Source organism: Streptomyces sp. NPDC001634 (assembly GCF_040298185.1).
In the GTDB taxonomy this organism is placed as follows: Bacteria; Actinomycetota; Actinomycetes; order Streptomycetales; family Streptomycetaceae; genus Streptomyces.
Genome location: NZ_JBEOZU010000055.1, coordinates 1 through 22,603 on the forward strand (window position 1 = coordinate 1; position 22,603 = coordinate 22,603).

Annotated in this window: 19 protein-coding genes and 1 pseudogene; 11 read left to right on the plus strand and 9 right to left on the minus strand. The window is 68.5% G+C overall.

The genetic code is table 11. From position 1 onward, the window contains the following. Positions 1-405 precede the first annotated feature (405 nt). From ABT186_RS30395 to ABT186_RS30415, 5 genes are all read left to right on the plus strand, one after another. Positions 406-1,023 carry an aldo/keto reductase gene (locus ABT186_RS30395; RefSeq protein WP_351927754.1) on the plus strand — a complete coding sequence of 206 codons (618 nt, stop codon included), beginning with the start codon at positions 406-408 and terminating at the stop codon, positions 1,021-1,023. A 43-nt stretch (positions 1,024-1,066) separates the two neighbouring features. Further along, a complete protein-coding gene (locus ABT186_RS30400) occupies positions 1,067-1,984 on the plus strand; it encodes an NAD(P)-dependent oxidoreductase (RefSeq protein ID WP_351927756.1) in 918 nt (305 codons plus the stop codon). A 31-nt stretch (positions 1,985-2,015) separates the two neighbouring features. Further along, positions 2,016-3,494, plus strand: coding sequence for an MFS transporter (locus tag ABT186_RS30405; protein ID WP_351232306.1), 1,479 nt, complete (start codon positions 2,016-2,018; stop codon positions 3,492-3,494). A 171-nt stretch (positions 3,495-3,665) separates the two neighbouring features. Beyond that, on the plus strand, positions 3,666-4,970 hold the full coding sequence (locus ABT186_RS30410) for a Dyp-type peroxidase (RefSeq protein ID WP_351927758.1): 1,305 nt from the start codon (positions 3,666-3,668) through the stop codon (positions 4,968-4,970). A 51-nt stretch (positions 4,971-5,021) separates the two neighbouring features. Next, on the plus strand, positions 5,022-6,062 hold the full coding sequence (locus tag ABT186_RS30415; protein ID WP_351232310.1) for a YVTN family beta-propeller repeat protein: 1,041 nt from the start codon (positions 5,022-5,024) through the stop codon (positions 6,060-6,062). A 315-nt stretch (positions 6,063-6,377) separates the two neighbouring features. Here ABT186_RS30415 and ABT186_RS30420 read toward each other — a convergent pair whose 3' ends face one another. After that, positions 6,378-7,436 carry a sulfite oxidase gene (locus ABT186_RS30420; protein WP_351232312.1) on the minus strand — a complete coding sequence of 353 codons (1,059 nt, stop codon included), beginning with the start codon at positions 7,434-7,436 and terminating at the stop codon, positions 6,378-6,380. A 73-nt stretch (positions 7,437-7,509) separates the two neighbouring features. On the opposite strand from ABT186_RS30420, the pseudogene ABT186_RS48065 reads away from it, so the two are divergent. From ABT186_RS48065 to ABT186_RS30430, 3 genes and pseudogenes are all read left to right on the plus strand, one after another. After that, positions 7,510-7,656 (plus strand): annotated as a pseudogene (locus ABT186_RS48065) (IS110 family transposase); the annotation flags it as partial. An 813-nt stretch (positions 7,657-8,469) separates the two neighbouring features. Next, a complete protein-coding gene (locus ABT186_RS30425; protein ID WP_351927799.1) occupies positions 8,470-9,939 on the plus strand; it encodes a YncE family protein in 1,470 nt (489 codons plus the stop codon). 100 nt (positions 9,940-10,039) lie between these two features. Continuing rightward, positions 10,040-10,414, plus strand: coding sequence for a CPCC family cysteine-rich protein (locus tag ABT186_RS30430; RefSeq protein WP_351927760.1), 375 nt, complete (start codon positions 10,040-10,042; stop codon positions 10,412-10,414). Positions 10,415-10,793: 379 nt separating this feature from the next. Here ABT186_RS30430 and ABT186_RS30435 read toward each other — a convergent pair whose 3' ends face one another. From ABT186_RS30435 to ABT186_RS30470, 8 genes are all read right to left on the minus strand, one after another. After that, positions 10,794-11,768, minus strand: a complete 975-nt coding sequence (locus ABT186_RS30435; RefSeq protein WP_351927762.1) for an aldo/keto reductase — start codon at positions 11,766-11,768, stop codon at positions 10,794-10,796. Positions 11,769-11,914: 146 nt separating this feature from the next. After that, complete coding sequence (locus ABT186_RS30440; protein ID WP_351927764.1) at positions 11,915-13,216, minus strand: MFS transporter; 1,302 nt, start codon at positions 13,214-13,216, stop codon at positions 11,915-11,917. A 161-nt stretch (positions 13,217-13,377) separates the two neighbouring features. Next, positions 13,378-13,572, minus strand: coding sequence for a DUF2180 family protein (locus ABT186_RS30445; protein ID WP_351232320.1), 195 nt, complete (start codon positions 13,570-13,572; stop codon positions 13,378-13,380). A gap of 59 nt (positions 13,573-13,631) precedes the next feature. Then, positions 13,632-13,934, minus strand: a complete 303-nt coding sequence (locus ABT186_RS30450) for a catalase-related domain-containing protein (RefSeq protein WP_351232322.1) — start codon at positions 13,932-13,934, stop codon at positions 13,632-13,634. Positions 13,935-14,062: 128 nt separating this feature from the next. Next, the gene (locus tag ABT186_RS30455; protein WP_351232324.1) at positions 14,063-15,256 is read right to left on the minus strand and encodes a PP2C family protein-serine/threonine phosphatase; all 1,194 of its coding nucleotides are present in this window, start codon (positions 15,254-15,256) and stop codon (positions 14,063-14,065) included. Positions 15,257-15,268: 12 nt separating this feature from the next. Then, on the minus strand, positions 15,269-16,933 hold the full coding sequence (locus tag ABT186_RS30460) for an ATP-binding SpoIIE family protein phosphatase (protein WP_351927766.1): 1,665 nt from the start codon (positions 16,931-16,933) through the stop codon (positions 15,269-15,271). Between the two features lie 611 nt (positions 16,934-17,544). After that, positions 17,545-18,060, minus strand: coding sequence for a Fur family transcriptional regulator (locus ABT186_RS30465; RefSeq protein WP_351927801.1), 516 nt, complete (start codon positions 18,058-18,060; stop codon positions 17,545-17,547). A gap of 133 nt (positions 18,061-18,193) precedes the next feature. Further along, positions 18,194-18,373, minus strand: a complete 180-nt coding sequence (locus tag ABT186_RS30470) for a hypothetical protein (protein WP_351927768.1) — start codon at positions 18,371-18,373, stop codon at positions 18,194-18,196. A 642-nt stretch (positions 18,374-19,015) separates the two neighbouring features. Here ABT186_RS30470 and ABT186_RS30475 point away from each other — a divergent pair. The 3 genes from ABT186_RS30475 (at position 19,016) to ABT186_RS30485 (ending at position 22,576) form a co-directional block, all read left to right on the plus strand. Next, positions 19,016-19,678: a hydrolase gene (locus ABT186_RS30475; RefSeq protein ID WP_228626459.1), complete on the plus strand. Its 663-nt coding sequence runs from the start codon at positions 19,016-19,018 to the stop codon at positions 19,676-19,678. Between the two features lie 288 nt (positions 19,679-19,966). Continuing rightward, positions 19,967-20,587: a YoaK family protein gene (locus ABT186_RS30480; RefSeq protein WP_351237861.1), complete on the plus strand. Its 621-nt coding sequence runs from the start codon at positions 19,967-19,969 to the stop codon at positions 20,585-20,587. Positions 20,588-20,686: 99 nt separating this feature from the next. Continuing rightward, positions 20,687-22,576 (plus strand): amidohydrolase, encoded by a 1,890-nt coding sequence (locus tag ABT186_RS30485; protein WP_351237860.1) that lies wholly within the window; start codon positions 20,687-20,689, stop codon positions 22,574-22,576. Positions 22,577-22,603: the final 27 nt, after the last annotated feature.

Below are 22,603 nucleotides of genomic sequence, written 5' to 3' on the forward strand. Positions count from 1 at the left end.
TGCGCAGGACTCTGCGCGTCATCTGGGACGGCGCCTCTACTCCGCCGAGCGGTGTGGCACGGGACCTGATCGCTCACATCACCCGCCGCGATCAACCTTGGCGGACACGCAGGCCCGCATTCGGCCAGGAGCCGGCCACCGGCGCCGGTATCTCCCGCCGTTCTGCCTCCTGACCTCGCTGGACCCGCACCATGCGTTCTCTGCGTGCGTCTGCGGTCGCCGGCCTGGCCCCGGCCTCCGGCATCGGCTGACCGCCCCGTCGGCAGCGTTGTGCAGCCCTCGGGGATTGTGACGCCTGTCCGCTACAGGAACGGTTTGTATCCCGGCAAGCACAGGGCCACTACCGGCGGCTTCCGGTGGGTGTGAGCGTCGAGGCAGGAGATTCCACCCACCAAGGGGGTCGACATGCAGACGGTGAGACCGGGCGCATCCGGCCTGGCGGTGACGCCTGTCGCGTGCGGCACATGGCAGTACGGCGCGGACCGGGGCCCCATGGCCAAGCCCGGCGCGTTCCAGCCGATCGAATACGCGAGGCCGCTGGGCGCCAACTTCTTCGACACCGCCCGGGCCTACGGGTCCGGCAGCTCCGAGCGGCCGCTCAAAGTGGCAGCGCCAGACGAACTCGGCTCGGCCCGCGAGTCGGTCGTGATCGCCGCCAAGGGCGGCCTGCGCAGGGACGGGGACCGGCTGGTCCACGACGTCGGTCCGGCATGGCTGCACAAGGGTGTCGAGGCCGGCGCTGCTGCGCTCGCTGAACTGGTGGCGCAAGGCCTGATCCCTCACGTGGGGGTCTCCGACTGCACCGTGGCGCAGATGGCCGACTTCGCCACCGTGCTGCCGGTGGCAACCGGCCAGCCGCCCTACCGTCTCTTCCGCCGCGACATCGAATCGGACCTGCCGGGCCGCCCGCCGTGCAGATCGCCGGCGTCGGTGGCCGCACCCCGGCCCACCTGGCGCAGAGCCTCGGCGCACGCCGCCGCCACCTCAGCCTGTCCGACCTGGCCGAGACCGACCACACCATGACCGCCACAATCCCGTTCGGCGATCCCACCCTGGAGGCAATGTCATGACCACTACCCAGCCCACATCGCCGGCCGACACACCGGCCTCCCCCGGCGGCCGCGCGCCGAAGACACCCGTCATCGCCTTCCTGGGCACCGGGCGGATGGGCGGCCCCATGGCCGTGAACCTGGCCCGGGGCGGCTTCCAGCTTCGGGTGTGGAACCGAACCAGTAGCCGTGCCGCCGCCCTGGCCGGTCACGGAGCGTTCGTCGCACACACCCCTGCGGAAGCGGTCCAGGGCGCCGGAATCCTCATCACCATGTTCGCCGACGGGCCGGCCACCGAGCGGGCCGCGAACGGCCCGGACGGGTTCCTGGCCCGGTGCCCCGGACTGATCTGGGTGCAGATGGCCACCATCGGAGCCCGCTGGTCGGCCCGACTCGCCGTGGCCGCCGCCCGCCACGGGGTGACGTTCGTGGACGCCCCGGTCTCCGGCAGCCAGGGACCGGCCGAGGCCGGACAGCTGATCATCCTGGCCAGCGGTCCCGATCGGGTGCGTGACGTCCTCAACCCGGTGTTCGGCGCACTGGGCCGAGCCACCGTCTGGCTGGGACCGGCCGGCGACGGCACCAGGGCGAAGCTGGTGCTGAACAGCTGGCTCGTGGACCTCGTCGAAGCCACCGCGGAGGCTCTGTCCTTCGCCGGCCGGCTCGGCCTGGACCCCGCCTCGATCGTGGAACTGCTGCAGTCCACCCCGCTCGGCTCGCCGTATGCGGTACAGAAGGCCACCACCATGCTCGCCGGCGACTTCACCCCCGCTTTCGCGCTCAAGCACGCGGTCAAGGACGCCGAACTGGCCGTACAGGCCGCGTACGGCCTCGGCACCCACCTGCCGCTCACCGAAGCGCTGCTGCCCCGCTGGCGGCACACCGCCCTCGAGCACGCCGACGACGACCTGTCCGCGGTATACATCACCGCGTGATCGAACCGGCCCGACGAAGGGTTGCACGGCCATGAGGACACACGCCGGGCCCATCGGCCCCTCCTCGCCGTACGCCGCCACGACGCGGTCCCACGACTGCACGACCACGGACCACCACGACCACCCCGGAACGGGCGCGCATGGACGGCTGGGGCTGGCCCTCATCCTGGTGGCCGCCTTCATGGTGGTCCTGGACTTCAGCATCGTGAACGTCGCCCTGTCGTCGATCCAGCGTGAACTCCACGTCTCCGCAGCCTCGGTCCAGTGGGTGGTCACGGCCTATGCCATCGCCTTCGGCGGCCTGCTCATCCTCGGCGGCCGAGCCGGCGACCTCTACGGGCGCCGGCGTCTGTTCCTCTCGGGGATCGGCGTGTTCACGGCCGCATCCCTGGCCGGGGGGCTCGCCCGCGACCCGGTACTGCTGATCGCCGCACGCGTGGTGCAAGGCACCGGGGCCGCGATGGTCGCGCCCGCCGCGCTGTCACTCATCACCACGGGTTTCGCCGAAGGCCCGCGCCGGACCAGAGCACTGGGCCTCTACGGTGCGACGGCGTCCATCGGCTTCGTCGCCGGCCAAGTGCTCGGCGGCGTACTGGTGGAGTTCCTCAGCTGGCGTTCAGTGTTCCTGGTGAACGTTCCGGTGGGGCTGGCCGCCCTGCTGCTGGCCCCCCATGTCCTGCGGGAGTCGAGACTGGCGCGTGCCGGTCGGAAGCTGGACACCTTGGGTGCGGTCCTGATCACCCTGGCCGTGGCCGCCCTGGTTTTCGGTGTCTCCCAGATCGCCACCACCGGTATCGGCTCCGTCCCCGTGCTGGCCCCGCTCGCACTCTCCATCCTCGCGGGCACGGCCTTCGCGGCGAACGAACACCGGCACGCCGACCCGCTCGTGCGTCCGGCGCTGCTGCACACCTACGGCTTGCGCAACGCCAGCACTCTCATGCTGCTGCTCGGCATGTGGAACGGCGGTGAAATGCTCGTGCTCTCCGGATACCTCCAGCAAATTTTGCACATGTCCCCGCTCGATGCCGGGCTGAGCATCGCTCCGCAGGGGATGGTCGGACTGGCCACCGGCCTACTGGGCGCACGGCTGACCCGGCACCTCGGCATTCAACGCGTGCTGGTGGTGACCGGAACAGCCGCCACCGCCGGCTTCGCCGCCCTGACCCAACTCCCCCTGGCCGGCGGTTCCCACCTGCCGCTCGCGGCCGTGATGCTCGTCGGATTCGGCACCGCCGGCATGGCATTCGGCAGCATGGTCACCGCGAGCGCCGGAGTCGCCGACCATGACCAGGGCCTGGTCGGCGGAGTGATCAACACCAGTCGGCAACTGGGTGCCGCGACGGGGGCCGCGCTGCTTCCCGCGGTCGCCGACGCGGTCGACCGAACGAGGCACACCTCCATGGCAGCCGGCGATCGAGCAGCCATGCTCGCCGGGCTGCTGACAGCCGCACTCGCCACCCTCGTGGCGCTGAAGACCTGGCATGGGGCACCGCGGCACTCTGTCACCTGACTCATGTCAATGAAGCTTGACGGCGGAGACACTTTCGTGTAAAAGCCTGCTCGCCCGAATCTCCACGGCGTGATCTCGCCATGCCGTCGTACTCCCGAGTGGTGGGACTGACGCGTCCGAAATAGCGTATGAAGCAGAAGTTCGGCGGATGTTCGGTCGATGGAGGACATCATGACCGACAACACGTCTCCGGACGGAGAATGGAGCGGGACGGAATGCCCGATGGGGGCGTTCGCCCGGCGGACGTTTCTGCAGGGCACCGCTGCCGGCCTCGTGGTCGGCACGGCGGGCGAAGCCGCCCTCAGAGGCGGTACAGCGGCCGCCGCAACGGCGCCCGAGGCCGACGCAGAACCCACGTCCCGGACGATCCCATTCCACGGCTACCACCAGGCGGGCATCGCCCTTCCTCCTCACCCGCAACGGGTCGCCATTTTTGTCGCGCTCGACGTCACTGCGTCCGGCCGCAAGGAACTCACCGAGCTGTTCCGCACGCTGACTGCGCGCGCCCGCTTCCTCACGGCGGGCGGAAGACCGCCCGAAACGTCTCCGACTGCGGCACCGTCAAGCTCGGGCATCCTGGGACCCACGGTCGTGGCAGACGGTCTCACGGTGACCGTGGGTGTGGGCGCCTCTCTCTTCGACGACCGATACGGTCTGCGCGCCCGGAAGCCGGTCCAGCTCGTCACGATGAAGGCATTCGAGCATGACGACCTGGATCCGGCGCTGAGCCAGGGGGACCTGCTGCTCCAGATATGCGCCGATAACCGGGACACGACGGTGAACGCCCTGCTCGACATCCTGATGCACACCAAATCCGTGGCGAAACTGCGCTGGCGCATCGACGGACAGCGCAATCCGCACCGCCCCGTCGGTGTCCGGCGCGACTGGTTCGGTTTCAAGGACGGCATCTCCAACCCTGACACCACCAGCGCCTCCCAGATGGACCAGGCGGTCTGGGTCCAGCCGAAGAGCGCCGAACCGGCCTGGACCGCGGGCGGCACCTATCACGTGGTGCGTATCGTGCACTTCTTTATCGAGGCGTGGCAGAAGGTGCCCGTCGCCCAACAGGAGCGCATCTTCGGCCGTCGCAAGGCGAGCGGCGCCCCCCTGTACGCGCTGGGCGAGAACGACAACGACAAGTTCGACCCCATCTACACGAACGACCCCCAGGGACTCATCACCCCGCTCAACTGCCATATCCGGCTCGCCAACCCCCAGACCCCGGAGACCGCGGCGACCAGCACCATCCTGCGCCGGAGCTTCGACTACGACCGCAGTCCCAACCTGCCCGAGCTCGACATGGGACACGCGTTCAACTGCTTCCAGCAGGAACTCAACACCTACATCGCCATGCAGACCCGGCTGGAGAACGAAGCACTCGTGCCTTTCATCAGCCCTCGGGGTGGAGGCTACTTCTTCACGCTTCCCGGCGTCCGGGACAAAAGTGACTACTACGCCCGCGGGCTGCTGACCTGATACCGGGCCGAACCATCGGACCGGACCACGGCACCGCGCACAGGAGGCGAGATGTTGTCTGCCGCGCGGACCCCAGCAGCGAGCCGCCGAAGCCGCGGCGGGACACCACGGCCGGTCCTCGCGGCGGGAGTTGCCGCGCTGGTGGTCCTCTGTGTGCCCACCGCCTCCGTGCACACGGTGGCCGCCGACCTGCCGTCCGCGGCTGCCCGCGCGGACAGCCGCGTCTACGTCACCAACCAGCAGGACGACACCGTCTCGGTGATCGACGGCCACACCCACAAGGTGGTCGCGACCGTGCAGGCCGGCAGGGCGCCCGAGGGCGTGACGGTCGCCAAGGACGGCAGACGCCTGTACGTCGCCGACAGCGGCTCGGCCCGCGTCTCGGTCCTCGACACCCACACCTACAAGACCGTCGCCACGGTGCCCGTGGGCAAGAGCCCCACCGGAGTCGCCTTGAGCCCGGACGGCGGGTCCCTCTACGTCACCAACGGCACCTCGAACACGGTCTCCGTGATCGACACCCATACCCAGCGGGCCTCAGCCACCATCCCCGTCGGCAGGTCCCCGGTGAACGTGGCCCTCAGCCGCGACGGCACCCAGGCGTACGTCGCGAACGCCGGATCGGGCACCCTGTCGGTCATCGACACCCGCACCCACAAGGTCACCCGGCAGCTCCCCGCGGGTCGCTCCCCGGTGGCCGTCGCCGTCACCAAGGACGGCAAGGCGGCCTACGTCGCCGACGAGGTCGGGACGCACGTCCTCGCCATCGCCACCGACAGCGGCAAGGCGACCACCGTCAACGTCGGCACAGGCCCCTTCGGCGTCGCCATCAGCCCGGACGGCCGCTACGCCTACTCCGCGAACCTCGGTCCCGGCAACGTCTCCGTGATCGACACCGGCAGCACACACGTCTCGGCGACCATCGCCCTCGGCCCGCCCGGCACCGACCCGTTCAACCTGGCGGTCACCGACGACGCGATCTACGTCACCAACCAGGGAGCGGGCACCCTCGCCGTCATCGATTCCGCATCCCACAAGGTCGTCGCGACGGTCACCGTGGGCGCCCAGCCGTACGGGGTGGCGGTGAGCTGAGGCAGCCGATCACGACGAACGGGTTCGGCCCAGGGAGTATCACACCGCTCACGGGGAGTCGCGTGCGGCAGTCGCGCCAGATCCCGGTCCGCGCTCCGCTGGAGGGCGGATCACGCACCGTCTCCGCTGACTCCTCCAGGGCGAACAGTGCCTCGCGGCTCTCTCCGCTGCTTACCCAGGTCGATCTTGCCCTGCTGGAGCACCTGACTTCGCGCGCCACGCTCCGTCAAGCCGGGTCTTCAAAGGTGAGCGGTGCGGAGGTGTCCGCGGGCTCACCGTCGTGCCGTCGGGATCTGCGGCCTGGCCGCCCGCCTTTCAGCGGTCGCAGGTGACGTGGAGGCGGGCCCAGGCGTTGTTGGCGTAGCCCTTTGGGTTCCAGACCGTCCCTGGGGACTCGGGCTGTACGGCTGCGGCGGAGTCCCAGGCGCGGGCGAGGACTTCCGTCTCCCCCGCCGGGAGCATGAGCGTGGCGCGCCAGTGCTGCCACGTCCACGGGTTGTCCGGTGCGTTCAGATCGGCGTGGACCCACGTGGTGCCGCCGTCGGCGGACACGTCCACGCGTGTCACCGTGCGGTCGTCGCCGGCGAAGGCCACGCCGACGACCTCGGTAGCTCCGGACGGCAGCTGGGCGCCCTTGCCAGGCCGCAGGATGGCGATGTGAATGACGACCGGCCCGAGCGTGATGCCGTCGCCTGGTCCTGCCTTGTGGGGGTCTGCCTCGGGAGGCAAGAGGCTGTATTCCCACTGGAAGTAGTTGTCGGACGGCTCGGTCTGTGCGGTGATGCGCTGGAGCCATTTGACGCTGCGGGCGCCGATGTAGCCCGGGACGACGGCGCGCAGCGGGGCACCGTGCGCGACGGGAAGAGCCTGATCGTTCATCGCCCAGGCAAGGAGCACCTCGCTGGAGGTGGCCTTCGCCGCCGGTATGGAGGCGCCGAAGGGCTGTGGTGGGTCGGCGTCCTGTGACATGTCGGCACCGGTGAAGGCGATGTGGGCCGCTTCTGCGTGCAGCCCTGCCTCTGCCAGTACATCCGCCAGGCTCACACCGGTCCACCATGCCGTGGAGATGGCTCCGGGGCCCCAGGGGACCTGGCCGGGTATGTCGTGGAACTCCATGAGGTCGGCGCGGCGGTTGCCCGCGCACTGCAAAGTGGCGAGCACTTTCCGTTCGGGGAAGCCACGCCGCAGGTCGTCCAGCGACAATTCCAGCGGGCGGTCGACCGCGCCGTCCACCCCTAGCCGCCAGCTCGCCCCGTCCACGCGGGGGATCGGGGCATGGTTGCGGCCATAGAAAGTGTCCAGAGGGGTGACCGGGTCCACGAGCGCGCCACAAGGTGGTTCAGCATTGAAGGGCTCGGTCTGGTGCACGATCATGTCATCCCGTTTGCCCCATATACCCATACCGCCACTATGCTCGAAGTTCTTCCAAGCGGCACCTTCGATCCCGCTCAAGAAACCAGCCCACGGCCACAAACACATCCCCGCCGTCATCGCCCTCGCCCGCCGCCGCGTCGACGTCCCGTGGGCCCTGCTCCGCGACAACCGCCCCTTCACCACCGCGCCACCAACACGGACAGCGACGAGCGCAGCCTGACGGGCACGAAGCCCTCGGCCCTCCCGATCGCCTGCGACGCACACCGGGGTTGGCTACGTTGACGATCAACCGACCGACATGCTGCATGCGGCCACGCACTCATTCGCCCACACCGCGTCCCCGCCGCGGAGCAGCAACCGACCGCGTCCCCACCGTGATCGCCCCCACCACAACCGACGAGGACGATCTCTTCCGCATCACACACAGCACATCAGAGTCACCGCCCACACCCCCCACCTGCGCCGACTGCCGTCACGGGTGGGCACGGGAAGAAGGGACCGGCACCCCGAAGGGTTGACCCGGTCATTGAGACTCCGCCGACCGTGCGGGCTACTGCCCCGCCTGACCTGCGATCGCATTTGTGGTCGGCACGTCGCGAACCAACGTGAACCCGTTCGGCGTACACCGCACGAAGCCTGAACACTCGTACATTTGTTCGCAATTCACCGACAGATGGCCCATCCGAGTGAAGACCTCCGATCAAGGTGAGTATGTCTAAATTATCGGTTAGATTCCTTTAGGGCTCGAGACGTTCCAGGTGACCAGCATCAGGCGTTCAGGCGTCACGGACCTCGGCGCCACGATGACAAGCGCTGCCCTCACTAGCGGCCTTTGATGAACACGGCGACCAAGCCCGCCCGAAAAACCTCTCACGCCACGCGGCGCCGTCCCCACGACTCAAGCGCCGCGGCAGCTTGCAATGCGGGGCATCCGTCGGCGACGTGACCACAAGGAGTGAACATGGGCATAAGACCCACCTTGACCCACATGCTCATAGCGATGGTCGTGTACGCATCAGTCACCGCTTGTGTGATGCCCGGGACGCCGGAATCTGCGTCCTCCCCCCTGGATCCGGTGCAGGGCCCCATAGTCGGGTCGAACGCCAGCCCCTCAGTGCATGGCACGCCGATCCAGGCTCCGGCGCTGCCCGGGGCACAACCGATCTCGGGGAACGACCGGGTATACACCGCCGACCAGGACTCCAACACGGTGAGTGTCATCAACCCGGCGACGAACACGGTGCTGGGCACCATCGCCCTGGGCAAGCCGCGGTTGAGTCCCAGCGCGGACGTGCTGGGGGCCATGTACGACGGGGAGATCGACGTGCACGGCCTGGGCTTCTCCCGGGACGGAAAGTGGCTCGACGTCATCGACGTGACCACCAACGCCATCCATGTCATCGACACCGCAACCAACAAGGTAGTGCGCACCATGTACGTCGGCCGGGCGCCGCACGAGGGGTTCTTCTCGCCGGACGGCACACGGCTGTGGGTGGCGGTGCGCGGCCAGGACTACATCTCGGTGCTTGACTGGCGGGCCGGCAAGGAGGTCGACCGGATCTACAGCGAGGACGGGCCGTCGAAGGTGGTCTTCAGCGCCGACGGCAAACTCGCCTACGTCAACCACCTGCGCGCCTCGAGGCTGGACATGATCGATGTGGCCTCCCGCCGGATCATCAAGCGCCTGCCGATCCCCCAACAGGCGGGTGGGTCCTCCGACGAGGCCATCTCACCCGACGGCCGGGACATCTGGCTCGGCATGCCCACCAACGGCCGGACCACCGCTGTGGTCAATGCACACACCTTCCGTGTGGAGGCGGTGCTGAACACGGGACCGCGCACCAACCACCCCAACTTCGTCACGGTCGGCGGCGTCGACTACGCCTACATGACCGTGGGCGGACTGAACGAAACCTTGGTGTACCGCCGATCGAAAACCGGGGCGCCGCCCACGCTGGTGAAGACCATCCACAACAACGGCCACGGTCCCCACGGCATCTGGCCGAGCCCCGACAACACCAGGATCTACGTCGCCCTGCAGAACTCCGACGCCCTCGACGTCATCGACACGCACACGAACTCGGTGATCAAGACCCTCCCCATCGGCCAGTCACCCATGGCGCTGGTGTACGTGGCCCGCAGCACTCCGGCCACGAGCACAAACAACCTGGGCCGGCAAGGTCTGGGCATGCGCACACAGAACATCGCCCTGCGCGTCGAGGGCAGCTCCGGCCAAGGCACGGCCCTGATCCGGGAACTCCCGGGCATCAACGAAGTCACCATCGGGGCCACCGGGTTGCCACCCAACCAGCAGTTCACCGCCTACGCCGGCGACGGCACCCGCACGACCGCTCTGATGTCCATGATGAGCAACCAGTTCGGCAACATCGACGAAGCCCTCTCCTATTCGTACTTCTTCGCCAACCACTACACCTCCGTCGCCCTCAAGCCTGGAGCTCCGTCCGGCGAGCGGGAGCCAAGCACGGCAATGCCCCAGGCATGACGGAACAAGAGGGCAGGGCGGCATAGCCGATGTGGTCAGGGCGTGCCGGTGACCGTGGCGGCGACCCGGGCGGCTTCCGCAGCGCCGACCGCCTGACACCGTGTGGTGCCGCCTCCAATGGCAGGCTGCGACGCTCACTCAACACGACGTCGCGCCAGACGACGAGGTGCCGGCCAACGCCTGGTTCCACTTCTGGTCTCAGTCGCACGTGTACCGCCCTGTCACCCTGCCCGAGCGCGGAGCGCTTGAGAACTCTGATGTCTGCTCCTGGGAGGACGACGGCCAGGACGAGCACGACGTCGACGAGGTGCGCGGCGGCCCCAACCACGACCTCAGCCTCCGGCAGGCACGCCAGAACTTCGAAGCGATCGGCGCGTGCAACAGTACTGCGCCCAGTTCGTACGCACCGCGGTCTGTTGAACACCCGGATAGCGGCACGCCCTGGGGAACGGGCACGCTCTGTTCGTGGGCCTGAACGCCCAGGCCCCTACCGCACCTCAACCGCACCAGATCGAGCGGAGAACAGCGGGGAATCACGGTGAATGCAGGGCATGCCGACAAGGCCGCAGACGTCCCTTGGTGACTGCGTCTGTCCGCGAGTGGCACGACGATCGCGCTCTCGGCGGCGGCGCGTCGGTCGGCACGAATGATCAGGAACTCGGCGTCCGGGGCCGCCCGGCCGGCGAGGCGGCGACATACGCGCGGCTGCCGGCCAGCACCTCGGCCTTCTGCCGGTTCCGGTTCCACACCCGCACATAGAACCCGGCATGCGACAGATCCGCGCGATGGGGGCTCGCATGACGCCGGTGCCTATACAGCGACCGGCGTCTGCCCATTCCCATCCCGCCCACCCGTCACACACCCTCCGGGGACGGGCCGGAGACGGGGACGGCCGCGGCCATGATCGAGTCGATTTCCTTCAAGTCGTCCTCGTCCAACGACAGGTCTGCCGCCGCGAGGCTGTCCTCGACGTGGTGGGCGCGCCGCGTACCGACGATCGCCACGTCCACCCCCGGCTGAGCCAGGGTCCACGCGACGGCCAGTTGACTCACCGTCATGTCGCGGAATGCGGCGAACTCCTGGAGCTCGCGTACGACAGCGAGGTTGCGCCCATAGGTCTCGCCTCGGAAGACGTTGCTCTTCGCCCGCCAGTCGTCGGCAGGGAAGACGGTCTCCTTGGAGAGGATGCCCGATAGCAAGCCGTGCGCGAGGGGGCCGTAGACCAGGACACCGATGCCGTGCTGCCGGGTATAGGGCAGCTCGGTGTCCTCGATCTCGCGGCGGAAGAGGTGGTACGGCGGCTGCAGCGTCTCCACCGGAAGGGTGCGGGAGAACTCGGCCATCTGCTCGGCGGAGTAGTTGGAGACGCCGACATGCCGGAACTTGCCCGCCTCGACCAATTCCTTCAGTGCACCTGCGGTTTCGGCGAACGGCACCTTCGGGTCCGGCCAGTGCACCTGGTAGAGGTCGATGTGGTCGACGCCGAGCGCGGTCAGACTGGCGTCGACACCCTCGCGCAGCGCCCCGGGACTCGCATCCCGGGCGATGCCGGTAGCGGTCCTGCGCAGACCACCCTTGGTGGCGATCACCAACTCGTCGCGTCGGCGCCGCAGTTCGTCCCGCAGCGCGGCGCCGAGCAGTCTCTCCGAGGCACCGAATCCGTACGCCTGGGCGGTGTCGAAGAAGTTCACCCCGAGCTCGCGGGCCCGGTGGATGGCGGCCTTGGCATCGTCCTCGGCGAAGGCGCCCCAGTCGCCCCCCAGCTGCCAGGTGCCGAGAGCGATACGGGAGACCTGCAGGCCGGTCGATCCCAGTGTGGTGCTCCGCATGGTTGTCCTCCGTGCGTCATTGATCGTGCGGTTTTTCTCATACTTCGGGGCAGGAGGCCTGTTCATCGGTCAGCCGGTTCCGGTGCCGATCACATGCCCGATGCCGAAGACAGCGGACACGGCGCCGACGCCCACCGGGTGATCCCTCATGATCGCCGTCGCAAAGTGCCGGGCGTCTCGGCAGCCGTGCCGGGGCCGTGGCGGCTCGTCCGTACGGCGACGGCGGCGAGGAGTGCCAGCACGACGACGGTGAACCACGTCGTCGCATCGGTCAGGCTCATGGACCGGCTGGCGACGCCCAGGCCGACGGGCAGCAGGGCCAGGCCGAGGTACGAGGCGAGGAACAGGCCGGCGAGGGCTTCGCCGCGCTGAGCCGGGGCGGCCATGGCGGCCACGTGTCCGACGGCGGACTTGAACAGCACACCGGCACCGGCACCGGCGATGGTCCCCGCGAGCAGGAACACGGGCAGGCTCCCAAGGCGCATACCGACTGCGAGAACGGTCATGCCCACCGCCTGGGCGAGCAGCCCGAGGTACCAGCGCGTCCGGGTGCCGAGCCGGCCGGTACCCGTCTGGGCCGCCGCGGCGGCTCCGAAAACCGCGAATACGACCAGTCCGGCCAACGCACGGGACGGCTGGTGCAGGACCCCGCCGAGGAAGCCTGGGACCACGGACGTGAAGAGCCCGAACACGGCCATGGACGTGAATCCGGCCGCGGCGGCGGCGAGATGTCCACGGTCGCCGTGGGCGGCCCGGACCCGTTGGGGCCGGTAGGCCGGCCTGACCGCGGGCTTGCGAACGGTCTCGGGGGTCAGAGCGATGGCAGCCATTCCGATCAGCAGCAGCACGACGAAGACCGCATACGGCAGTCGGAGCGGCGCGACCATGTACTGGGCGAGCACTCCCGCGGTGATGGGTCCCAGCCCGAGGCCACCGATGTTGGCGACGGTCGACACGATCTCGAACCGCCGCGTCGAGGCGCCGGGCAGGTGGGTGCTGTGCAACTCCTGCAGATACGCGGTGGCGGTCGCCGTCAGCATGCCGACGCCGAGACCGGTGACCAGCCGGGCGACGATCAGCACCGGCAGAGACGGCGTGGCCAGGAACAGCGCGGCTGCGAGCAGTTCCAGTGCCAGCGCCGACGCCATGACCTTCTTGCGGCCCAGCCAGTCCGAGATGTGCCCGGCGAGCAACAGGCTGGTCAGGACCCCGATGGCGTAGACGGCGAACACGATGGTGACCGTGAAGGTCGAGAACCCGTCATGGGCCTGGTAGAGGGGATACAGCGGGGTGGGAACCGTGGAGAAAGCCATCGCCGTCACGAACACCGCGGCGACCGTCCAGAACCCTGCGCCGTACCTGCGAGCGGCGTGTGTCTCCTCGTGCGCGCGGGCCTGTCGGGTGGAGACACGGTTCGCGTGCGGACCCATGGCCGATGTCACTGACATCAGAGCACTCCGATCTTTGACGGTGGATTCCGTCGGCGGGGGGAACGAAAGGTGACCGCTCATTCACCGCCGTTCGTGCCAACACGCGGACGCACCCGTTGTTTCCCATTGAAGAGAGATAGTCCAAGATGACGGTTATCGACGTAGGAGATAGCCAGCTCTCAGGCGACCGTCTGCGTCCCGCAACATGTCGTGCAGGCAAGGCGGCGCGTCACGACGACGAGGCCGATCACGCGCTTGCCGGGAGCCGGGGTGATCGTCGCATGGTTGGCGCACACGGCCAGACCGCAAAGGGAACATATGCCGATGGCGGCGCTGTCATCCCGCCCCGCTTGGGTGCACTCGTAGCACGTCATTTCTGCCTCCTATGAGGGATTCAGGTGATTCCGGTGGTAGTGGGCTCGGGAACGCCGGCTCATCGGCGTCGTTCCTTCACGCCCGCTTCCAGGTGGCTGCCGAAGTCGGAGTCGGCACGGCGGAAGTTGTCGATCGCCCGCTCGACGATGTCGTCACGGTCGGCGGAGACGCGGGCCAAGGCGATGGCCAGGTTGTCGATCAGGCGCTCCTTCTCCTTGAAGCGCGCCAGCTTCTCGAACAGTTGCTGATCCTGGACGAGCAGCGGCCCGCCGCGGCCGGCCGTCTCGGAGTTCTGATTGTCCGCGACGGGCGCACCCGTCTCGGTGGTGAGAAGGGGACGCCCTCCGTCTTGTGTGGTCACCTTGTGCCTCCGCCGGCATGGATCGTTGAGGAAACCGGCATCGGACATGACTGCCCTCTGCCTTTCGCTTCGTTTGCGTTGTCGGTGTGTCTGCCTGGTTTCGCGGCCGCCGGGCCCGTGCGAACGTGTCAGACGTGGCGATGATGTCGCCGTTCGCCCGGTGCGACGCGGTGAGCGACGAGCGCGGCGACGTCGTCGTCGCGGGTGCCAGGAACGTAGGCGTTGATGTCGTGGTGGAGGTGGTGCAGGAGTTGGTGGGGTGGGGCCGAGGCCCATCGGCGGATGCGTTGGGCGAGGGGGTAGAAGGTGCCGGTCAGGTCGCGGCTTTCGCTGATGCCGTCGGTGTAGAGCAGCAGGCGGTCGCCCAGGCCGAAGGGGATGGTGTCGAGCTGGTAGTGGTCGCCCAGAAGGGCAGCCATGTTGATGGGCGGCGAGGGTGCGCTGGGCTCCACCTCGCGCACCTCGCCGTTGTGGAGCAGCAGCGGCGGGGGGTGTCCGCAGTTGACGAGGCGGGCGATGGGCTCCTCGGCGGGGATCTCGGCGAGCACGATGGTGACGAAGCGCTCGAGCGTGTCGTCGGTGAGGACCGATTCGAAGTGTTCGTGCATGCTTGCTTCCAACATGTGTGCCAGATACGGCAGATCGGGCGCGTCCCGCACATTCGCCCGGAAGGAGTTGAGCATCGTTGATGCGGCTTCGACGGCGGGAAGTCCCTTGCCGCGCACATCGCCGATGATCAGCCGTACGCCGTGCGGAGTCCGGCGCGCCTCGTAGAAGTCGCCGCCGATGCGGGCATGCGCGGCAGCGGCCTGGTAGATGGTCTCGATGTCGACGTGCCCGAGGTGGCGTGGGATCGGGGGCCGCAGTGCGTGCTGTGCGGTTTCCGCCACGCTGCGGACCGCAGCGAGGGTGCGCTCCCGGTGCTGCCGTACCCGACTGGCGTATGCAGCGGCCAGCGTGATGGCCGTGATCGCCACGACGGTGAACACACTGGGTGTCTGACCGAGATCGTGGTGGGTGGCGGCGAGGGCGATGCCGGCTATCAGGGCCAGCAGTCCGATGACCAGCGTGCCGGCCACGGGCCACATGGCGGCGGCCAGCGCCGGCGCCACGCCGAGCAACCGGTTGAACTGCAGGTTGGGTGTGAGCAGATCCGCCGTCGTGGCCAGCGCGATCACCAGCAGAGGGGCGACGAGCATGGACTCGCAGGCGCCGCTCCTCTCCCGCATTCGTTCAGGAAGTCGTTTCGGGATGATCACCCGGGCGAGCGATGGGAGTTTGTTCCAGCGGGACGGGATGGGCCTTTCGGCCTGTACACCCATGTCTTCAGCTCCTCACGTCGAGTGGGACTGTTGGGTCCACACGGTCTTGCCGCGAGCGGTGAGGCGCGTCCCTTGGTGCTGTGTGAGCTCGGAGACGATGGACAGGCCGCGGCCGCCCTCGTCGCTCGGGCGGGCCTTGTGCAGACGGGGAACGGCACCGTTGGTGTCGGAAACTTCGCAGATGAGTGTGTGACCGTCGTTGATCAGGCGCAGTTCTGTCGGCCCGGTCGCGTAGCGGAGGGCATTGGTCACGAGTTCACTGACGATCAAGGCGGTGGTGGAAGCGAGTTCGTCGAGCATCCATGTCGCCAACTGCCGGCGGGTCCAGGCGCGGGCAGCGGCGACGGCTGCAGGGTCGGACGGTACGGCCAGACTTGCGACGTTCTTCGCGTCCAAGGCCTGTGCCCGGGCCACGAGCAGGGCCGGCTCATGGCCCGGGGCCACGTCGCGACGGGCACTCTCGATGATCTTCCGCACGTCGAGGCCGGACCGGTTCACCACCTCATGGAGGTGTTCCGTGGCCGCGTCGCCGTCGGGGTGGGCATCGTCGATGCCACCGCTCTTGAGGAGCAGGACGGTACCTGGGGGTACGTCGACCTCGGTGCTCTCATAAGGAGGCCCATCGGTACCCAGAGCCGGATGGGAGGGCAGGCCCGGCGCGCCGACAACACCGTCGGGGTGGATGATCACCAGCTGTGAACCGCCGGCCTGGGACGAGGTGCAGCGCCCGGTGACGGGGTCGTACACCACCAAGAGGCAACTGGCGCCTGCATACTTCACATCGGACGGGAGCCGGCCCGACATCAGGTGCTCTCCCAGGCGGGTCGCCATGTCCTCCAGGCGCGCGAGTATCTCGTCCGGCGCCAGGTCCTCCATGGCCAGCGTGATGATCATCGCTCTCAACTGGCTCATGCCGACCGCGGCATCGACCCCCCAACCTCGTGCGGCTCCCACCACCAGGGCCGCGCGTGCACCGGACAGCGGGATGATGTCGAACCACTCGCCTCCTGAGCCCTCCACCGGAAGCTCCCCTTCCGCAGCCTCGATCACTCCGAAGGACGGAAGCGCCTCAGGGAGCAGCTTTCGCTGCAGGAGCTGGGCATGGACACGTCCCTGGATCCGGTCACGGACCGCGTCCAGACACTGCGCGGCCCGGTCCGCGAAGCTGACGGCCGCCTGGAGGTCGTCCACGTCGAAGGGAGCGGACTCCGCCCGCCGATACAGGGCCAGCAGGCCGAGAACGGCGTCCCCGACGATCAGGGGGATCACCATGGCGGAGTGGGCCCGCGCCTCCCGGATGCGGTGTGCGCGGGCAGGATCATGCACCGGCCACCGCCCGTCGCGGACCAGGTGGGCGATGAGGCGAGGGCGCAGATCGACGAGGGCCTGCCGGTAGGGGGTCGCACGCGGGATCCGGGACACGTCACCCACCGCGTACGCGGGCCTGACGTCGGTCCCCGGCTTGGACTGGAAGGCGGCACGTCGAAACGGTGTGCCGCTGCGCAGAGGGCGGGGTATGGACACGTCGCCGTGCAGTATCGGCTCCGACACCTCGATGGCGACGAAGTCGGCCAGTTCGGCCACCGCGGCCTGAGCGAGCTTGTCTGCGGTGTGGAAGACGTCTGTGCTGGTGCCGAGGGCGGGACTCTCCGGCCCTGGGCGGATGCAGGTAACCACGATGATTGTCCTGTGTTGAATGGACACCGGTTCGCGAGGCGCCGAGCGCGAACCCACCTCATGGACGCCGTCGATGCGCCGCTGGTGGATGTGTGACCGCGCAGTGGTGCTGCTGGGGTCCGTTCCTCCTCTACCGCTGAACTCTGCGGTGCTGGGGTCCCGGATCTTCGTGAGCTCCACTCTACTTTGTGGAGTGACTCCAGACAATGGAAGCAGTTAAAAAACTTGACAAGGTACTGGAATTGCCCTCGGGACGCACCATGAAGACGACGTGCCGCGATGCAACGCCGCGCACGAAACCAGCACTGACCGGCGCCAAAAGCGCGCAGCTCCAGGCCTACGCCATGGCGGAGCGACGTTTGTACGTCACTCCGCCATGGGGAGTCCGGCATGGGGCGCATGTATCGCTGCGAGTCCGCGCCAGGAAGCGACGAGGTCCGGCAGTCGCGCGGGGCGGCGTGGGACAGCGGGAGCCGCAGCCGACGAGGCGGGATCCCGTCGACCGTCGACGTTCATGAATTCGCCGCCCGCAAGCGCGGCTTGGAGAGGAGGCCCAAGCGTCGCCGCATCTCGTGGACATACGACGCCTGGGTCATGTGTCGGCGAGGCGATCAGCGCCGCTGGGCGGCGCAGCGCTCGCAGGCACCCCAGAAGGTGACTGCAGCTTCATCGACCCGGTAGGAAGCGGGCAGGTTGCCCTCAAGGCAGGGTGCCGCACCGACCACGCATTCCACATCGATGATGTCGCCGCAGAGGCGGCACACGAAGTGGTGGTGATTGTCGTTGCGTTCGGGTTCGTACCGTGCCGACAGGCCCGCGATCTGGGTGCAGCGGATCATGCCCGCCTCCGTCAGCACACGAAGGACGTTGTACGTGGCTTGCAGCGACAGTCGACCGGTCACCTGCTGCGCCCGGGCCCGAATGGCTTCGACCTCGGGATGCCCGGGCAGCTCCTCGACAGCGGCGAGTACGGCCATGCGCTGCGCAGTCACCCGAAGCTGCGCGTCGCGCAGACGCGTGGCAGCTCGGGCCATCGGCTCCTGTGCTGCTCGATCCCCGTCTACTGTCGGGGCATGGCGGGCGTCTGGGTGTCCGGCGCCGGTCGGCATCGATCGATTCCTGACCATCACTGCCTCCAGAGCGCACAGACTCGCCGTCGGAGTCGTTTGCACGCTTCATCCAGAATCTTTTATGTATCCAATCCTAGTTCTGGAGCGACTCAAGTCAATAGAGTCCTACTCAATATCTGGCCGCAGCCAGTCATTCGGGGCAGTCGGAGTTCTTGACGACCTCGACGAAGTCGGTGGGCCGGAGGCCGGGAACGTAGTGAGTCGGCACATCCACCTTGATGTTCCCGAAGGTGGCGTCTGGCCAGCCCTCGATGCCCTCGGTGAACGCGACAAGGATCCGGACCCCGGCCACCAGGGCCGGTGGGACCATCGTCGAGCCTGTCGCGCCAGCGACATGGACCGCCGCACGGCCGGCCCAGAACGACAGCCAGGCCCGCGAGCCAGAGAAGACCGACCATCGTCGCCGCCACACCCAGCCCGGCACTCGTCGGCATGATCGGCGGGCTCGATGCCGATCGGCGGCGCAGCAGCCGGGCACACGCAGCAGGAACGCCATCGGTTGATGCGGCCCCGGTCAAAGGGCAGGGCATGCGTGCCGACACAGCGACACGGCTGGGCCGATTGCCGCGACCGGCAGCTCGCGACGCCAGGGGGCCCGAAGATCCACGCATACAGATCCCGAGCACCTCGAGCGCCCACGCGGCCGCGGTCTGCGCACGTGTCAGACAGCGAGACGCCCGGGAGCGCACGTGGGCGACGTGAGACACCTCACCCCACTAGTTCATCGTTCAACCTCTCGCGCAGAAATATCTGGCTTGGAAGATTGATTGATATGGGCGTCCCACCCGGGGACGGATCCCGTCCTCACGAGACACACGAGGAGGCCGCAATGCCGGCATCCGAGAACCGACCGCAGGGACTGCTCGCGCGGATCGGCCGCTTCTTCGGCCGACCCTCCGGCAGGCACGCAGGACGCGCGTCCCTGCTCCTTTCAGAACAAGAGGAACCCATCATGTTCAACATCGCCAATGTCAAGGCCGCCCCCAGCCCGGATCTGCTGACCCCTGAGAACTCGGTGATGCTGTTCGTCGACCACCAGCCGCAGATGTTCTTCGGGACCGCCAGCGGCGACCGCACCGCGATCGTCAATGCCACCGTGGGCCTGGCGAAGGCGGCCAAGGCGTTCGGTGTGCCGACGGTGCTGACCACCGTGGCCGCCGAGTCCTTCTCCGGCCCGCTCCTGCCTCAGCTGGCCGAGGTCTTCCCCGGTCAGGAGATCATCGACCGCACCACGATGAACGCCTGGGAGGACAACGCGGTCGTCGAGGCGATCAAGGCCACCGGCCGCCGGAAGATCGTCATCTCGGGCCTGTGGACCGAGGTGTGCATCGTTCTCCCCGTGCTGTCCGCGCTCGGACAGGGCTACGAGGTGTACGTCGTGGCCGACGCCTCCGGCGGTGTCACCCCGCAGGCTCACGAGCACGCCATCGAGCGGATGGTCAATGCCGGTGCCGTGCCGGTGACTTGGATCCAGGTCCTGCTCGAGCTGCAGCGCGACTGGGCCCGTGCCGAGACGTACCTCCCTGTCATGGAGATCGTCAAGGAGCACGGCGGCGCCTACGGTCTCGGCGTCGTCTACGCCCAGTCCGTCATCGGCGCCCACGCCGCGGGCTGATCCACCGGGTCGCCGGCCCGAGGGCACCCCGCCCCTGGGCCGGCACCGGCCCGCAGCCCAAGACCTCGAAGTACCCGCCGTCCCGGGGATGCAGCGGCGCAGAGGTCATCCCGCGTCCCAGAAGCAGCGGGCCTGCCACCGAGCGGCCGGCCCATGGACGGCCCACGTTCGCGTGCGCGAGCAATCCGAACCCGGCATGGGCCGTGACCCAAGGAAACGACAGTGAACCTCAATCATTCCTCGGCGCCCGGCGCGCCGGGCGGTCGCGAGCGGCTGCTGCCGGCCCTGATGACCGTGACGGCGGTGAGCGGGCTCATCGACGCGGTCAGCTATCTGGGGCTGGGCCATGTCTTCACCGCGAACATGACCGGCAACGTGGTCATCATCGGCTTCGCCGCCGCCGGCGTCCCCGGCTTCTCGGTGCTCGGCTCGCTGGTGTCGCTGGCCGCCTTCCTTCTCGGGGCGGGGGCGGCCGGCCGTCTGGCAACCGTGATGGGCCACTGGACGTCGCCGAGCCGGCTGCGCTGCATCCTGCTGCTGGAAACGGTGCTGCTGGCCACGGCCACCACCGTCGCCTTCGTCGCAAGCCATGCGGTCCATGCGCTCATCGCCCTGATCGCGCTAGCCATGGGCCTGCGCAACGGGACGGTCCGCAAACTCGCCGTTCCGGATGTGACCACGACGGTGCTGACCCTGACGCTGACCGGACTCGCATCCGACTCGGCCCTGGCAGGCGGTACCAATCCGCGTGCCGGCCGTCGGCTGGCCTCGGTGCTGGCGATGCTGGCAGGCGCGTTCGGAGGAGCCCTGCTCGTGCAGCACACGGGGCTCGGCTGGCCTCTGCTGGCAAGCACATTCGGTACCGCTGCCGCCGTCCTGGCCCTACCACGCGGCCCGTCCGCGGGCTGACTCAAGCCCGCCTGTCAGTCCCCCCTCACTGCGGCCCCAGCAGCCGCTTCACCCCCCACACCCCCCATTTTTTGGGCTTGCTCATTGGAGATGATTTCCATGGCCACTATGCCCGTGGCTGGCCTCCCCCCTGTCAGCGACGACCACGTCGCCGACCTCGTGATCCGCAACGCCAAGCTCTACACCGGCGACCCGACAAACCCCCAGGCCAGCGCCGTCGCCATCAAGGACGGCAAGGTCACCGTGGTCGGTGACGACAACGACGTCGCCCGACTGATCAGCGGCCGGACCCGAGTGGTCGACGCGCTGGGCCGCCGGGTCGTGCCCGGCCTCAACGACTCCCACCTGCACGTGATCCGCGGGGGCCTGAACTACGTCCTGGAACTGCGCTGGGACGGCGTACCGACGCTGCGTCAGGCACTGGCGATGCTGCGCGAGCAGGCCGCCCGCACCCCCAAGGGGCAGTGGGTCAGGGTGGTCGGCGGATGGTCGGCGGACCAGTTCGCCGAGAAGCGCCTGCCGACCCTGGCCGAGCTGAACGCGGCCGCTCCGGACACACCGGTGTTCGTGCTGCACCTGTACCAGTCCGCCCTGATGAACCGCGCGGCGCTGAAGGCGGCGGGATACACCAAGGCCACGCCCGACCCCAAGGGCGGCCAGCTCGTGCGCGGCCGTGACGGGGAGCCGACCGGCATGCTCCTGGCCGCCCCCAGCGCGCTGATCCTGTACTCCACCCTCGCCGCGGCACCGACCCTGCAGGGCGAGGACCTGAAGACCTCCACCCGCCACTTCCTGCGCGAGCTGAACCGATTCGGTCTCACCTCGGCCATCGACGCGGCCGGCGGCTTCCAGAACTTCCCCGACAACTACGGCACCGTCATCGACCTCGCCAAGGCCGGCCAGCTGTCGCTGCGCATCGCCTACCACCTCTTCCCGCAGACCCCGGGACAGGAGATCGACGACCTCAAGCGCTGGATCGACATGGTCAAGCCCGGAGACGGCGACGCATGGCTCCGGCTCAACGGCGCCGGAGAGAACCTGACTTGGTCGGCGGCCGACTTCGAGAACTTCACCGAGCCCAGGCCCGAGCTGGCCGCGGGCTACGAGGGCGACTTCGAGAAGGCCGTACGGCTGCTGATGGAGAACGGCTGGGGCTTCCGGCTGCACGCCACCTACGACGAGACGATCCGCCGCGACCTCGCGGTCTTCGAGAAGCTCGCCGCCGAGGGCCTCTTCCCCGCCGGCAACCGCTGGCTGTTCGACCACGCGGAGACCGTCTCGGGCGAGAGCCTGGACCGCGTCGCGGCACTGGGTGGCGCCATGTCGGTCCAGAACCGGATGTCCTTCCAGGGCGAGGCGTTCGTACGCCGCTACGGCGCCGCTGCCGCAGCAGACGCACCCCCGGTGCGCGCCATGCTGGAGCGCGGCCTGACCGTCGGCGCCGGCACGGACGCCACCCGGGTGTCCTCCTACAACCCGTGGGTCGCGCTGCACTGGCTCGTCTCCGGCCGGACCATCGGCGACCTGACGATCTACCCGCCGGAGAACCGCGTCAGCCGGGAGACGGCACTGACCATGTACACCCAGGCCGGCGCCAAGCTCACCGGTGAGCAGGACGTCAAGGGCATCCTCAAGCCTGGCTTCTACGGCGACCTCGCCGTCCTCTCCGACGACTTCTTCACCGTCCCGGAGCAGGACATCCCGCACATCGAGTCCCTCCTGACCGTCACCGGCGGACGCATTGTGTACGCCGCCGCCGAGTACGAAGGTCTGGACGAGGCGATACCGGCGATCAGCCCGGCTTGGAGTCCGGTCGCCCACTACGGGGGCTACCAGGCCACCGTCAAGCCCAGCATCTCGGGCGCGCGACAGGCGGAGCTGCTCGGCCAGGCCGTCGCCGAGTCCGAGCAGCACCGGCACTGGCGCGCCCAGCGCGGCTTCGCGCCGGAGGCTCCGACCGAGATCTTCGACACCTGCTTCGTGCTCTGAGGCACCGCACCCGACCTCTACCGCACC

Coding starts and splice junctions, on each gene's coding strand:
- ABT186_RS30395 (WP_351927754.1), top strand. CDS start 406: ATGCAGACGGTGAGACCGGGCGCATCCGGCCTGGCGGTGACGCCTGTC.
- ABT186_RS30400 (WP_351927756.1), top strand. CDS start 1,067: ATGACCACTACCCAGCCCACATCGCCGGCCGACACACCGGCCTCCCCC.
- ABT186_RS30405 (WP_351232306.1), top strand. CDS start 2,016: ATGAGGACACACGCCGGGCCCATCGGCCCCTCCTCGCCGTACGCCGCC.
- ABT186_RS30410 (WP_351927758.1), top strand. CDS start 3,666: ATGACCGACAACACGTCTCCGGACGGAGAATGGAGCGGGACGGAATGC.
- ABT186_RS30415 (WP_351232310.1), top strand. CDS start 5,022: ATGTTGTCTGCCGCGCGGACCCCAGCAGCGAGCCGCCGAAGCCGCGGC.
- ABT186_RS30420 (WP_351232312.1), bottom strand. CDS start 7,436: ATGATCGTGCACCAGACCGAGCCCTTCAATGCTGAACCACCTTGTGGC.
- ABT186_RS30425 (WP_351927799.1), top strand. CDS start 8,470: ATGCCCGGGACGCCGGAATCTGCGTCCTCCCCCCTGGATCCGGTGCAG.
- ABT186_RS30435 (WP_351927762.1), bottom strand. CDS start 11,768: ATGCGGAGCACCACACTGGGATCGACCGGCCTGCAGGTCTCCCGTATC.
- ABT186_RS30440 (WP_351927764.1), bottom strand. CDS start 13,216: ATGTCAGTGACATCGGCCATGGGTCCGCACGCGAACCGTGTCTCCACC.
- ABT186_RS30445 (WP_351232320.1), bottom strand. CDS start 13,572: ATGACGTGCTACGAGTGCACCCAAGCGGGGCGGGATGACAGCGCCGCC.
- ABT186_RS30455 (WP_351232324.1), bottom strand. CDS start 15,256: ATGGGTGTACAGGCCGAAAGGCCCATCCCGTCCCGCTGGAACAAACTC.
- ABT186_RS30465 (WP_351927801.1), bottom strand. CDS start 18,060: ATGGTCAGGAATCGATCGATGCCGACCGGCGCCGGACACCCAGACGCC.
- ABT186_RS30470 (WP_351927768.1), bottom strand. CDS start 18,373: ATGGTCCCACCGGCCCTGGTGGCCGGGGTCCGGATCCTTGTCGCGTTC.
- ABT186_RS30475 (WP_228626459.1), top strand. CDS start 19,016: ATGTTCAACATCGCCAATGTCAAGGCCGCCCCCAGCCCGGATCTGCTG.
- ABT186_RS30480 (WP_351237861.1), top strand. CDS start 19,967: ATGACCGTGACGGCGGTGAGCGGGCTCATCGACGCGGTCAGCTATCTG.
- ABT186_RS30485 (WP_351237860.1), top strand. CDS start 20,687: ATGGCCACTATGCCCGTGGCTGGCCTCCCCCCTGTCAGCGACGACCAC.